The following is a 12,243-nucleotide window of genomic DNA, read 5'->3' as shown; positions in this document are numbered from 1 at the left end:
CTTGAGTTCGGCTCGGATCCTGAGTTCCAACTCGTTTGCACCACGGGCGCCGAATGGCAAAAGTCGATTATTATGAGTTGCTGGGCGTCGCGCGCGATTGCGACGACAAGGGCCTGAAGGTCGCCTTTCGCAAGCTCGCCATGCAGTATCACCCGGACAAGAACCCGGGCGATCACACTGCCGAGGCCAAGTTCAAGGAAATCAACGAAGCCTACGAGATGCTGAAGGACCCGCAGAAGCGGGCGGCCTATGACCGCTTCGGCCACGCGGCCTTCGAAAACGGCGGCGGCGGCCCGGGCTTCTCCGGCGACTTCTCCGCCTCCATGTCGGACATCTTCGACGACATCTTCGGCGAGTTCATGGGCGGCGGGCGCCGCGGCGGCGGCGGTGGACGCTCCGGCGGCCGCGAGCGCGGCGCGGACCTGCGCTACAACATGGAAATCACGCTCGAAGAAGCCTTCAACGGCAAGACGGCGGAAGTACATGTTCCGACCAAGGTCGCCTGCGACGCCTGCTCCGGCACCGGCGCCAAGCCCGGATCGCACCCCAAGGTCTGCACCACGTGCGACGGCCACGGCCGCGTGCGCGCCGCACAGGGCTTCTTCTCGATCGAGCGCACCTGCCCGACCTGCCAGGGTCGCGGCGAGATCATTTCAGACCCGTGCGACAAATGCGCCGGCTCCGGCCGCAAGACGCAGGAGCGCACGCTCTCGGTCAACATTCCCGCCGGCATCGAGGACGGCACCCGCATCCGCCTGTCCGGCGAGGGCGAGGCCGGGCTGCGCGGTGGACCGGCCGGCGATCTCTACCTGTTCCTGTCGGTCAAGCCCCACAGCCTGTTCCAGCGCGAGGGCGCCGACATCTTCTGCCGCGTGCCGATCTCGCTGACGACGGCGGCGCTCGGCGGCCAGTTCGACGTGCCGACGGTGGATGGCGGCAAGACCCGCGTCAAGGTTCCGGACGGCACCCAGACCGGCAAGCAGTTCCGCCTCAAGGGCAAGGGAATGCCGGTCCTGCGGTCGAGCCAGATGGGCGACATGTACATCCAGGTGGTCGTCGAGACGCCGCGGAACCTGTCGCGCCGCCAGCGCGAACTGCTCGAGGAGTTCGAAAAGGCTTCCTCCGAAGAGACCAATCCGGAATCGGCCGGTTTCTTCGCCCGCATCCGGGACTTTTTCGGCGGCACCTGATCGCTGTGGACTGCCACAGGATTGCCGTGAACCATCGCGCATAGTTCGGTCGGTCAATGATTCGGGTGCTGCATGTCCTCAATCCAGAAGCGGAAGTTCAAGGCGCTTGTGGCGGACGAAGTCCGCTTCTTTCGGAGTTGGATGGGCAAGCCGCTTTCGATGGGCGCCGTCAGCCCGTCCGGCAAGGCGCTGACCCGGCTGATGGCGAGCTTCGTCGATCCCAACGACACGCTGCCCGTCATTGAGCTCGGGCCCGGCACCGGCGTCGTCACCCAGGCCCTGCTGGAGCGGGGCGTGGCGCCGGAGCGGATCGCCTCGATCGAATACAGCGCCGACTTCTGCCGGCTGCTGGAAACGCGCTTTCCGGGCGTTCGGATCATCCAGGGCGACGCCTATGCCTTCGACCCGTCGCTCGCCGGCATCGTCGACGGCCCCGTCAGCGCGGTCATCTCCAGCCTGCCGCTTCTGACCCAGCCGCCGAAGCGGCGCAGCGCCCTGATCAGCGCCGCCTTCGCCCGCCTGAAGCCGGGACAGCCCTTCATCCAGTTCTCCTACGGGCTGAACTCACCCATTCCGCCGGATCCGGATCTCTTCTCCACCTCGCATACCGGCTGGGTGATGAAGAACGTGCCCCCGGCCCGCGTCTGGATCTATCGACGGACGCATTGAGTTCTGCGTCGCCCCGTGGCATTGCCTAACCGCATTCCCCGCCGATGATCGACCGAACCGCCTAGCGGACGGTCCGTCGCGCGAATGTGCTTGCCACGGGGGCGGCCGCCCCTGCTCCGCCTCTTGCCAACCCTGCGTTGTCGCGCGAATTGATCCCTGCGAGCCGCCCCGTCGCGGCGAACCATAAGGCCACGCCCATGCCCCTTCTCGATATCCGCGACCGCCTGATCGTCGGCCTCGACGTCCCCACCGTGGAAGCCGCGGAAGAGATGGTGGCGACGCTCGGCGACACGGTCACCTTCTACAAGGTGGGGCTGCAGCTGACCTTCGCCGGCGGCCTCGCCTTCGCGGAGCGGCTGGTCGACCAGGGCAAGAAGGTCTTCCTCGACGTCAAGCTGCTCGACATCGACAACACGGTCGAACACGCCGTGCAGAACATCGCCAAGCTCGGCATGCATTTCTGCACCATCCACGCCTATCCGCGCGCGATGCGCGCCGCCGTGCAGGGCAAGGGCGCCAGCGACCTGCGCCTGCTCGCCGTGACGGTGCTGACCTCGATGGACGAGAGCGACCTCGCCGCCGCGGGCTACGCCGTCGGTCCGGCCGAACTCGTCGCCCGCCGCGCCGCCGACGCCCGCGCCGCCGGCATGAATGGCATCGTCTGCTCGCCGGAAGAAGCCGGCGCCATGCGCGCCGTCGTCGGCGCCGGCATGGCCATCGTCACCCCCGGCATCCGCCCGGCCGGCAGCATGCTCGGCGACCAGAAGCGGATCGCCACGCCGGCCGCCGCGATCAAAGCCGGCGCCGATCATCTCGTCGTGGCGCGGCCAATCCTCGAGGCCGCCGATCCCCGGGCGGCGGCGAAGGCCATTCTCTCCGAAATCGAGACGGCTTCGGCAATCTAGTCTCCCGCACGGGCGATCTGCCTGCTATATGCGCTTGGAACCCGGGGGATACCTGCCATGACCGATATGGGTCTCGTCATCGTCGGCGCGGCCGGCCGCATGGGCCGGACGCTGATCCGGACCGTCACCGAAACCGAAGGCGTTGTTGTCGCCGGAGCGATCGAGCGCGAGGGATCGCCCTTCCTCGGCCAGGATGCCGGCGTGCTGGCCGGGCTGCCGCCGCTCGGCATCACCGTCACCGACGATCCGCTGCCCGTCTTCGCCAAGGCGCAGGGCGTGCTCGACTTCACCAGCCCGGCCGCCACCGTCGGCTTCGCCGAAGTCGCCGCCCAGGCCCGCATCGTCCATGTCGTCGGCACCACCGGCCTGGCGCCGGAAGATCATGCCGCGCTGGACGCGGCGGCGCGCCACGCCGTCATCCTGCAGTCCGGCAACATGAGCCTCGGCGTCAACCTGCTGGCGCAGCTGGTGCGCCAGGCGGCGAAGGCGCTGGACGAGGATTTCGACATCGAGGTGCTGGAAATGCACCATCGCCACAAGGTCGACGCACCGTCCGGCACGGCGCTGATGCTCGGCAAGGCGGCCGCCGACGGCCGCGAAATCGACCTGAACGAACACGCCGTCCGGGTCCGCGACGGCATCACCGGCCCGCGTCCGCGCGGCGCCATCGGCTTCGCCACCTTGCGCGGCGGCAGCGTCATCGGCGACCATTCGGTGATGCTCTCCGGCGAGGGCGAGACGATCACCCTGTCGCATCACGCCTCGGACCGCGCCCTGTTCGCCCGCGGTGCCGTCAAGGCGGCGCTCTGGGCCCATGGCCGCAAGCCGGGCCGCTATTCCATGGCCGACGTGCTCGGCTTCACCGACTGACCCCAAAAGGAGCCTTCCGTATGGATCGCCTTCTCGTGCTCGTGCGCCATGGCCAGAGTGACTGGAACCTGAAGAACCTGTTCACCGGCTGGCGCGACCCCGACCTGACCGAACAGGGCGTCGCCGAGGCGTCCGCCGCCGGCAAGCGGCTGAAGGCGCTGGATCTTTCCTTCGGCCTCGCCTTCACCTCCGAGCTGACCCGCGCCCAGAACACGCTGAAGCTGATCCTCGGCGAGCTCGGCCAGCCCGACCTGACGACGATCCGCGACCTGGCGCTGAACGAGCGCGACTATGGCGACCTGTCGGGCCTGAACAAGGACGACGCCCGCGCCAAGTGGGGCGAGGAGCAGGTCAAGATCTGGCGCCGCTCCTATGACGTGCCGCCGCCGGGCGGCGAGTCGCTCAAGGATACCGGCGCGCGCGTCTGGCCCTATTACATCTTCAACATCCTGCCGCCGGTGATGCGCGGCGAAAAGGTGCTGGTGGCGGCGCATGGCAATTCGCTGCGCGCGCTGATCATGGCGCTGGAAGGCCTGACGCCTGCCGAGATCCTCGAGCGCGAGCTGGAGACCGGCGTGCCGATCGTCTACCGCCTCAACGCCGACACCACCGTCGCCGAGAAGAAGGTCCTCAAGGGCTGATCCATGGGCCGGCCGGGGCGCGCGTTCGGTATGCGCCGAGCGGAAGTACAGCAAGCCCCTCACCCAGCCCTCTCCCGCTCGCGGGAGAGGGTTGGGTGAGGGTCTTGCCTTGCTTGCGACGGCGGGCCCCGTCCCGCCATGTTCAGCTCGCCGACTGAGCAGCCCGCCATTCCTCCAGGACCGTCGCGTCCGGCTCACTCTCCATCGCGGCAAGCCCCAGCGCGACGAGTTCGTCCGGCGCGAGCCGTGACAAGGCCCAGACGGCGGCGCCCCGGACCACCGGCGCCGGATCCTCGAGCAGCCTCCGCACCGCCTCCAGTAGGCCGGCATCGCCGGAATTGCCGATCGCCACCAGCACGTTGCGCACGAAGCGGTCGCGCCCGATCCGCTTCACCGGCGAGCCGGAGAAGAACGCCCGGAAGGCGGCATCGTCGAGCGCCGCCAGTTCGGCAAGCTTCGGCCCCTCATATTCGGGCCGCGCCTTCAGCTTCATCTCCGCCGACGCCTTGGCGAACTTGTTCCAGGGGCAGGCGGCGAGGCAATCGTCGCAGCCATAGATGCGGTTGCCCATCGCGACGCGGAACTCGCGCGGGATCGGCCCGGCATTCTCGATCGTCAGGTAGGAGATGCAGCGCCGCGCATCGATGCGGTAGGGCGTCGGAAACGCGTTGGTCGGGCAGGCGTCGAGGCAGGCGCGGCACTTGCCGCAATGATCGCGCTCGGGCGCATCGACGGGCAGCTCCAGCGCGGTGAAGATCGAGCCGAGGAACAGCCAGGAGCCGAACTCGCGCGAGACGAGATTGGTGTGCTTGCCCTGCCAGCCGAGGCCGGCGGCCTCGCCGAGCGGCTTTTCCATCACCGGCGCCGTATCGACGAACACCTTGACCTCATGGCCGGTGCGCGCGGCGAGCCGGCCGGCGACCTGCTTCAGCTTGCCCTTGATGATGTCGTGATAGTCGCGGTTGCGCGCATAGACGGAGATGTTGCCGCGATCGCGCGCCGAGAGCAGCCCGCGCGGATCCTCCTCCGGCCCGTAGTTCAGGCCGAGCATGATGACGGTGCGGACATCGGGCCAGAGCACCTTCGGATCGGCACGGCGCTCCGCCGTCTCTTCCATCCAGGCCATGCTGCCGTGATGGCCGTCCCTCAGGAAGGCCTGCAGACGCCCGGGCGCAAGCGGAATGGCGTCCGGTCCAGTGATGCGGACGACGCTGAAGCCCTCGGCGAGCGCATCGGCGACAAGCCGCGACTTTTCCGCCGCGAGTTGCTTCGGCGTCAACAGATCGGAAATCAGAAGTCCAGGTCGACGTAGTGCGGCGCCGGCGGCACGCCCCGGACCACGTCGTTCAGCAGCGACCGGAACGACGGTCGCGACTTCACCCGCGCGTACCACGCCTTCGCCGCCTCGTCCGCGTCCCATGGCACCTCACCGAGATAGTCGATGACGGAGATCTCGGCAGCGGCCGCGAAATCGGCGAGCGTCAGTTCGCGTCCCGCCAGCCAGTTCCGCCGCGCCGCCAGATAGCCGATGTACTGGATATGATAGCGGACATTGGCGCGCGCCGCGCGGATCGCGGCCGGATCGGGCGAGGTATGGCCCTCGCCCTGCTTCATCTGCCGCTTGTAGATCTTCTCGGTGACGAGATAGTTCGTCACTTCGCCATGCAGCTTGCCGGCAAACCATTCGACCAGGCGCCGCACTTCGGCGCGGTCGGCGGCATGCTCCGGCATCAGCCGGACCTCGCCCATGCGGGCGCCCTTGGTTTCGACAAGATATTCCGTGATCACGGAGCCGCCGGCGACGACCGTCTCGTTGTCATCAATGAAAATCGGCAGTATTCCAGCCGGATTCAGCGCCAGAAGCGCCGCATTGCGAACCCAGGGTTTCTCTTCGACGAACTCGACGGCCTCGTCATATTCCGACAGGACCAGGCGGGCATAGCGCGAAGCGGCGGAAAAGGGATGATGATGGAGGAAGGACATCGTTACGCAGATCGAGAGCTGAAAATGCGAAGCGATTCTGCGGCGGTCTTGCCAGTTGCGAGAACGGCTCCAGCGCCCGCATATAGGCCGCGATTGTGGCGAGTATCAAGCCGAATCGCGGTTTCGACCTTCAACAGCAATCGCAGGAGCGATGATGGATATCCCAGGTTTGCTGGATGCGCTCGTACTCGGCCTGATCGAAGGCCTCACTGAATTCATTCCCGTCTCCTCGACCGCGCATCTGCTGCTGGCTGGCCATTTCCTCGGCTTCGACAGCCCGGGACGCGCCTTCGAGGTGCTGATCCAGCTCGGCGCCATCCTCGCCATCCTGACCGTCTATTTCGGGCGGCTGCTGAAGATCCTGCGCGACCTGCCCTCCGATCCGCGTACGCGCCGCTTCGTGCTCGGCATCCTGCTCGCCTTCCTGCCGGCCGCCGTCATCGGCGCGGCGGCGCACGGCTTCATCAAGCAGGTGCTGTTCGAGAGCCCGATGCTGATCTGCGTCATGCTGATCCTCGGCGGCTTCGTGCTGCTGATCGTCGACCGGGTCGACCTGAAGCCGCGCTATCACGACGCGATGGACTTCTCGCTCGGCATGTATCTCGGCATCGGCTTCGCCCAGTGCCTGGCGATGGTGCCCGGCGTGTCGCGCTCCGGCGCCTCGGTGGTCGCCGCCATGCTGTTCGGCAGCGACAAGCGCTCGGCGGCCGAATTCTCGTTCTTCCTGGCCATGCCGACCATGGTCGGCGCCTTCGCCTACGACCTCTACAAGACGCATGACCAGATCACCGCGGCCGGCGCCTGGAACATCGTGGTCGGCTTCGTCGCCGCCTTCGTCGCCGGCGTCTTCGTGGTTCGCCGCCTGCTCGACTTCGTCAGCCAGCGCGGCTTCGCCCCCTTCGCCTACTGGCGCATCCTCGTCGGCGCCGTCGGCCTCGCCGCCCTGCTGACCTTCGGCTGATCGCGGCTCCTTGCCACAACGAAAAAGCCCTCGTCCGGGTCCCGGACGAGGGCTTTTCAATGTCGGCGACAGCGCGGGACTAGGCCGTGCGCTTGTGATCGAACTGGCCGTGCGGCTTGAAGCGCTGCAGATAGGACGGCAGCACAGCGAGCAGATTGCTCGCATTGATGCCGATGCCCGAAAGCGTACGGCCCTCCGCCTCGGCGGCGGTGGAAACGATATTGTCGTGCTTCAGCAGCCGGACCTGGTCGGTGGTCAAGAGCGGGTTCGGCAGAAGCTGCGTCAGCACCGCGCCGTAATGCGCGACCGACCACGGCACCGACACCAGGAGCGGCGAACGCTCGATCTCGGTCAGGAGCAGCTCGAGGCACTGGCGGAAGGTCTTCACTTCCGGCCCGCCGAGCTCGTAGATCGTGCCGCCGGAGAGCTGGCCCTCGACGCCGCGCGCGATCGCCTCGGCGACGTCGCCAACGAACACCGGCTGCAGCTGGGTCTTGCCGCCGCCGATCAGCGGCAGGAAGGGCGAGATGCGGGCGAGATCGCCGAACCGGTTGAAGAACTGGTCTTCCGGTCCGAACACGATCGACGGGCGCAGGATGACCGCGTCCGGAACGGTCTCGAGCACGGCCGCCTCGCCCAGCGCCTTGGTGCGGGCATAGAGCGAATCCGACTTCGGATCGGCGCCGAGCGCCGACTGGTGCACCAGCGTCTGGATGCCGGCGGCGCGGGTCGCCTCGGCGACGGCGCGGGCGCCGAAATTGTGCAGCACCGAGAAGTTCTGCCGGCCGCTCTCGTTCAGGATGCCGACGAGGTTGACGACAGCGTCGGCGCCCTCGACCGCGCGGTCGACCGACCAGCGGTAGCGGAGGTTCGCCTGCACCGGCATGATCTGGCCGACAGCGCCGAGCGGCTGCAGATGACCGGCAAGATCGGGCCGGCGCACGGCGACACGGATGCGCCAGCCGCGCTTGGCCAGCGCGCGCACCACATGACGACCGATGAAGCCAGAGCCGCCGAAAACCGTGACCAGTTTGTCGGTACCCGTCGCCATGTTCTCGTCTCCGTTATCTTTGAAGCGTTCTCATATCGGCTTGCCGCGATGCTGTACAGACGCCAGACGGTCGCGCTCAGCCGATCAGCCGGCCGACCAGCTTGGCGGTATAGTCCACCATCGGCACGATGCGCGCATAGTTGAGCCGCGTCGGCCCGATGACGCCGAGCACGCCGACCACCCGGCTTTCGGAATCGCGATAGGGCGACACCACCAGCGACGAGCCGGACAGCGAGAACAGCTTGTTCTCCGAGCCGATGAAGATGCGGACGCCGTCACCCGCCTCGGCGCTGCCGAGCAGGCGCACCAGCTCGCGCTGCGTCTCGATGTCGTCGAACAGCAGGCGGATCCGTTCGAGATCCTCGGCGGCGCGCACGTCCTCGAGCAGATTGGCCTGGCCGCGCACGATCAGCGTGTCCGGCCGGCCGCCGGTCGCCTCGACCCAGCTGGCGAGGCCGGCATCGATCAGACGCGCCGTCAGCTGGTCGAGCTCGGCGCGCACGCGGACCTGCCGCTGGTTCAGCTCGGCGCGGGCCTCCGCCAGGCTGCGGCCGCGCAGATGCGTGTTCAAATAGTTCGCCGCCTCGACCAGGCTCGACGGCGTCGTGCCGGGATCGAGGTCGATCAGCCGGTTCTCGACCGAGCCGTCCTCGCCGACCAGCACGACCAGCGCCTTGCCCGGCTCGAGCCGGACGAATTCGATGTGCTTCAGCCGCTGGTCGCTCTTCGAGGCGAGCACGACGCCGGCGCCACGCGACAGGCCCGACAGCATCCGCCCGGCCTCGCTCAGCACGCCGTCGACGGTCCGGCCGCCGCCACCGCCGGCCACCCGGCTCTCGATGTCGCGCCGTTCCTCCGAGGTCAGGTCGCCCACTTCCAGCATGGCGTCGACGAACAGGCGCAGCCCGCTTTCGGTCGGCAGTCGCCCGGCCGAGGTATGCGGCGCATAGATCAGGCCGAGCCCTTCGAGATCCGACATGACGTTGCGGACGGAGGCCGGCGACAGCGCCATCGGCAGGATGCGAGCGAGGTTGCGCGAGCCGAGCGGTTCACCCGTCTCCAGATAGCTGTCGACGATGCGGCGGAAGATCTCGCGCGAACGCTGGTCGAGCGCCGAAAGCGCCGACGTCGCCGTCTCGGAAGTCGTGCGGTCGACGGGCAAGACGCTGGATCCTCTCCTCGAATGGTTCGAACTCTTTGATTAAGTGTCGATTTCCGCCCCCGGTTCAAGCAGGGCTTTACGTTTTGAGCCGGCGACCTGTACAAGCGGACCAACGAAACAGCCAGGAATATCCCATGCGACCTTCGAAACGCGCCGCGGACGCCCTGCGTGCGGTAACGCTTGAACGCGGCGTGGCCAAGCACGCCGAGGGCTCCTGCCTGGTCAAGTTCGGCGACACGCACGTGCTCTGCACCGCCAGCCTCGAGGACAAGCCGCCATCCTGGCTGCGCGGCACCGGCAAGGGCTGGGTCACGGCCGAATACGGCATGCTGCCGCGCTCGACCGGCGATCGCATGCGCCGCGAGGCGGCGACCGGCAAGCAGTCCGGCCGGACGCAGGAAATCCAGCGCCTGATCGGCCGCTCGCTGCGCGCCGTCGTCGATCTCGTTCATCTCGGCGAGAAGCAGATCACCATCGACTGCGACGTGCTGCAGGCCGATGGCGGCACCCGCACGGCCTCGGTCACCGGCGCCTGGGTGGCGCTCTATGACTGCGTCCAGTGGATGAAGTCGCGCGAGATGGTCGGCCCGAAGGTCATCCGCGACCACGTCGCCGCCGTCTCGGTCGGCATGTATCGCGGCACGCCGGTGCTCGACCTCGACTATGCCGAGGATTCGGAGGCCGAGACCGACGCCAACTTCGTCATGACCGGCGCCGGCGGCATCGTCGAGATCCAGGGAACCGCCGAAGGCAAGCCGTTCAACGAAGCCGAGCTGACCGCGATGCTGACGCTCGCCAAGGGCGGCATCGCCGACCTGGTCGAGCTGCAAAAGCTGGTGATCGCCGGATGAGCATGTCCGACCATCGCCTGTCGGCCGGCGACACGCTCGTGCTCGCCTCGCACAATCGCGGCAAGCTGCGCGAGTTCGCCGGCCTGATGGAGCCATTCGGCCTCAAGGTCGTCTCGGTCGGCGAACTCGGCCTGCCCGTTCCCGACGAGACCGGCACCACCTTCGAGGAAAACGCGGCGATCAAGGCGCATGCCGCGGCGACGGCGTCGGGCCTGCCGGCGCTTTCCGACGATTCCGGTCTCTGCGTCGACGCGATCGGCGGCGACCCGGGCGTCTACTCGGCCGATTGGGCCGCGCCCGACGGCGACTTCGCCCGCGCCATGCGCAATGTCGAGGAGAAGCTGCAGCTTGCCGGCGCCACCACGCCGGAGAGCCGCACCGGCCGCTTCGTCGCCGTGCTCTGCCTCGCCTTCCCGGACGGCACGACGCGCTATTATCGCGGTGAGGTCGAGGGCACGATGGTCTGGCCGCCGCGCGGCGAGCTCGGCTTCGGCTACGATCCGGCCTTCCTGCCGGAAGGCCATGCGCGTACATTCGGCGAAATGGAAGCGGAAGAGAAGCACGGCTGGTCGGCCGGCCGCACCGATGCGCTGTCGCACCGGGCGCGCGCCTTCGCGCTGTTCGCTGAAGCCGAGCTCGGGGCCTGAACCCATGGCGGCACCGATCGACCCCGGATTTGGCGTCTATGTGCACTGGCCGTTCTGCGCGGCCAAGTGCCCCTATTGCGACTTCAACTCGCATGTCCGCCACCAGGGTGTCGATCAGGAGCGCTTTGCGAAAGCCTTCGTCACCGAGATCCAGACGATGGCGGCCAAGTCGCCCGGCAAGACGGTCAATTCGATCTTCCTCGGCGGCGGCACGCCGTCGCTGATGGACCCGAAGACCGTCGGCACCATTCTCGACGCCATCGGCGCTGCGTGGAACGTCGCGCCGGACGCCGAGGTGTCGATGGAGGCGAACCCCTCCAGCGTCGAGGCGGAACGCTTCCGCGGCTATCGCGCCGCCGGCGTCAACCGCGTGTCGCTCGGCGTGCAGGCGCTGAACGACGTCGACCTGAAGGCGCTCGGCCGGGTCCACAATGTCGAGGAGGCAATGCGCGCCATCGACATCGCCCGCGCCACCTTCCCGCGCCTCTCCTTCGACCTGATCTATGCCCGCCCCGGCCAGACGCCGGACATGTGGCGGGCCGAGCTGCTGCAGGCGCTCGACCGCGCCTCCGACCACCTGTCGCTCTACCAGCTCACCATCGAGCCGGGGACGATGTTCGAGAAGCTCTACGCGGCCGGCAAGCTGGCGATCCCGGACGAGGACACCGCCGCGACCCTGTTCGAGATCACGCAGGAGATCTGCGACAAGCATGGCCGCCCGGCCTACGAGATCTCCAACCACGCGGTCCCCGGCGGCGAATGCCGGCACAATCTCGTCTACTGGCGCTATGGCGAATATGCCGGCATCGGCCCGGGCGCGCATGGCCGCCTCGTCATCGACGGCCAGCGCCACGCCACCGCGACGACGCTGCTGCCGGAAACCTGGCTCGGCCGCGTCGAATCCTGGGGCGACGGCATCGAGACGGATGAGATCCTGACGCCGGAAGAAGCCGGCGACGAGATGCTGCTGATGGGCCTGAGGCTGACCGAAGGCATCGATCTGCGCCGCTACAAGGCGATCGCCGGCCGGCCGCTCGATCCACGCCGCATGGCGGATCTGATCGAGCACGGCATGGTCGAGCAGCTCGACGAGAACCGCGTCCGCGCCACCCGCTCCGGCTCCTTCGTGCTCGACGCGGTGGTCGCCGACCTCGCGGCCTGAGATCGTTCCTTCCAGCTTCTGAAGAAAAGGCCCTCGCCCCAGCCCTCTCCCGCAAGCGGTAGAGGGGGCCGGCCTGCGCCCGTCCGGCGGCCGGTGCCAAATGCTCTCCCTCTCTCACCTCTCCCACACGGGGAGGTCTGACCGAAGATCC

General features: G+C 67.9%; 13 protein-coding genes. 9 read left to right on the top strand and 4 right to left on the bottom strand.

Features of this window, described 5'->3' with window-relative positions; translation table 11 throughout:
• Window positions 1-53: 53 nt before the first annotated feature.
• From dnaJ to WFK98_RS18335, 5 genes are all read left to right on the top strand, one after another.
• Window positions 54-1,190, top strand: coding sequence for a molecular chaperone DnaJ (dnaJ, locus tag WFK98_RS18355; protein WP_266336650.1), 1,137 nt, complete (start codon window positions 54-56; stop codon window positions 1,188-1,190).
• Window positions 1,191-1,331: 141 nt separating this feature from the next.
• Window positions 1,332-1,859: a class I SAM-dependent methyltransferase gene (locus WFK98_RS18350; protein ID WP_336801249.1), complete on the top strand. Its 528-nt coding sequence runs from the start codon at window positions 1,332-1,334 to the stop codon at window positions 1,857-1,859.
• 197 nt (window positions 1,860-2,056) lie between these two features.
• On the top strand, window positions 2,057-2,764 hold the full coding sequence (pyrF, locus tag WFK98_RS18345) for an orotidine-5'-phosphate decarboxylase (RefSeq protein WP_336801248.1): 708 nt from the start codon (window positions 2,057-2,059) through the stop codon (window positions 2,762-2,764).
• Window positions 2,765-2,821: 57 nt separating this feature from the next.
• Window positions 2,822-3,634, top strand: coding sequence for a 4-hydroxy-tetrahydrodipicolinate reductase (dapB, locus tag WFK98_RS18340; protein ID WP_336801247.1), 813 nt, complete (start codon window positions 2,822-2,824; stop codon window positions 3,632-3,634).
• A gap of 20 nt (window positions 3,635-3,654) precedes the next feature.
• On the top strand, window positions 3,655-4,275 hold the full coding sequence (locus WFK98_RS18335; RefSeq protein WP_266336646.1) for a 2,3-bisphosphoglycerate-dependent phosphoglycerate mutase: 621 nt from the start codon (window positions 3,655-3,657) through the stop codon (window positions 4,273-4,275).
• Window positions 4,276-4,417: 142 nt separating this feature from the next.
• On the opposite strand, the gene queG is transcribed toward WFK98_RS18335, so the two are convergent.
• Both queG and WFK98_RS18325 read right to left on the bottom strand, forming a co-directional pair.
• Window positions 4,418-5,557 (bottom strand): tRNA epoxyqueuosine(34) reductase QueG, encoded by a 1,140-nt coding sequence (gene queG, locus WFK98_RS18330; RefSeq protein WP_442907465.1) that lies wholly within the window; start codon window positions 5,555-5,557, stop codon window positions 4,418-4,420.
• 8 nt (window positions 5,558-5,565) lie between these two features.
• Window positions 5,566-6,258 (bottom strand): glutathione S-transferase family protein, encoded by a 693-nt coding sequence (locus tag WFK98_RS18325; protein WP_266336644.1) that lies wholly within the window; start codon window positions 6,256-6,258, stop codon window positions 5,566-5,568.
• Between the two features lie 154 nt (window positions 6,259-6,412).
• On the opposite strand from WFK98_RS18325, the gene WFK98_RS18320 reads away from it, so the two are divergent.
• Window positions 6,413-7,219, top strand: a complete 807-nt coding sequence (locus WFK98_RS18320) for an undecaprenyl-diphosphate phosphatase (RefSeq protein WP_266336643.1) — start codon at window positions 6,413-6,415, stop codon at window positions 7,217-7,219.
• A gap of 79 nt (window positions 7,220-7,298) precedes the next feature.
• On the opposite strand, the gene WFK98_RS18315 is transcribed toward WFK98_RS18320, so the two are convergent.
• The gene (locus tag WFK98_RS18315; protein ID WP_336801245.1) at window positions 7,299-8,270 is read right to left on the bottom strand and encodes a complex I NDUFA9 subunit family protein; all 972 of its coding nucleotides are present in this window, start codon (window positions 8,268-8,270) and stop codon (window positions 7,299-7,301) included.
• Window positions 8,271-8,346: 76 nt separating this feature from the next.
• Entirely contained in the window at window positions 8,347-9,432 is a 1,086-nt protein-coding gene (gene hrcA / locus WFK98_RS18310) for a heat-inducible transcriptional repressor HrcA (protein WP_336801244.1), read from the bottom strand.
• A 134-nt stretch (window positions 9,433-9,566) separates the two neighbouring features.
• Here hrcA and rph point away from each other — a divergent pair, with 134 nt between their 5' ends.
• From rph to hemW, 3 genes are read left to right on the top strand one after another with little or no spacing between them, the layout of a single operon-like run.
• Window positions 9,567-10,283 (top strand): ribonuclease PH, encoded by a 717-nt coding sequence (gene rph, locus WFK98_RS18305; protein ID WP_336801243.1) that lies wholly within the window; start codon window positions 9,567-9,569, stop codon window positions 10,281-10,283.
• Window positions 10,280-10,930 carry a non-canonical purine NTP pyrophosphatase gene (locus tag WFK98_RS18300; protein ID WP_266336639.1) on the top strand — a complete coding sequence of 217 codons (651 nt, stop codon included), beginning with the start codon at window positions 10,280-10,282 and terminating at the stop codon, window positions 10,928-10,930. The genes rph and WFK98_RS18300 overlap by 4 nt, the downstream gene beginning before the upstream one ends.
• 4 nt (window positions 10,931-10,934) lie before the next feature.
• Window positions 10,935-12,092 (top strand): radical SAM family heme chaperone HemW, encoded by a 1,158-nt coding sequence (hemW, locus tag WFK98_RS18295; RefSeq protein WP_266336638.1) that lies wholly within the window; start codon window positions 10,935-10,937, stop codon window positions 12,090-12,092.
• The last annotated feature ends 151 nt before the right edge of the window (window positions 12,093-12,243 follow it).

Source organism: Kaistia sp. MMO-174 (genome assembly GCF_037147815.1).
Lineage (GTDB): Bacteria > Pseudomonadota > Alphaproteobacteria > Rhizobiales > Kaistiaceae > Kaistia > Kaistia nematophila.
This window is presented reverse-complemented; position numbering and strand designations above follow the sequence as displayed.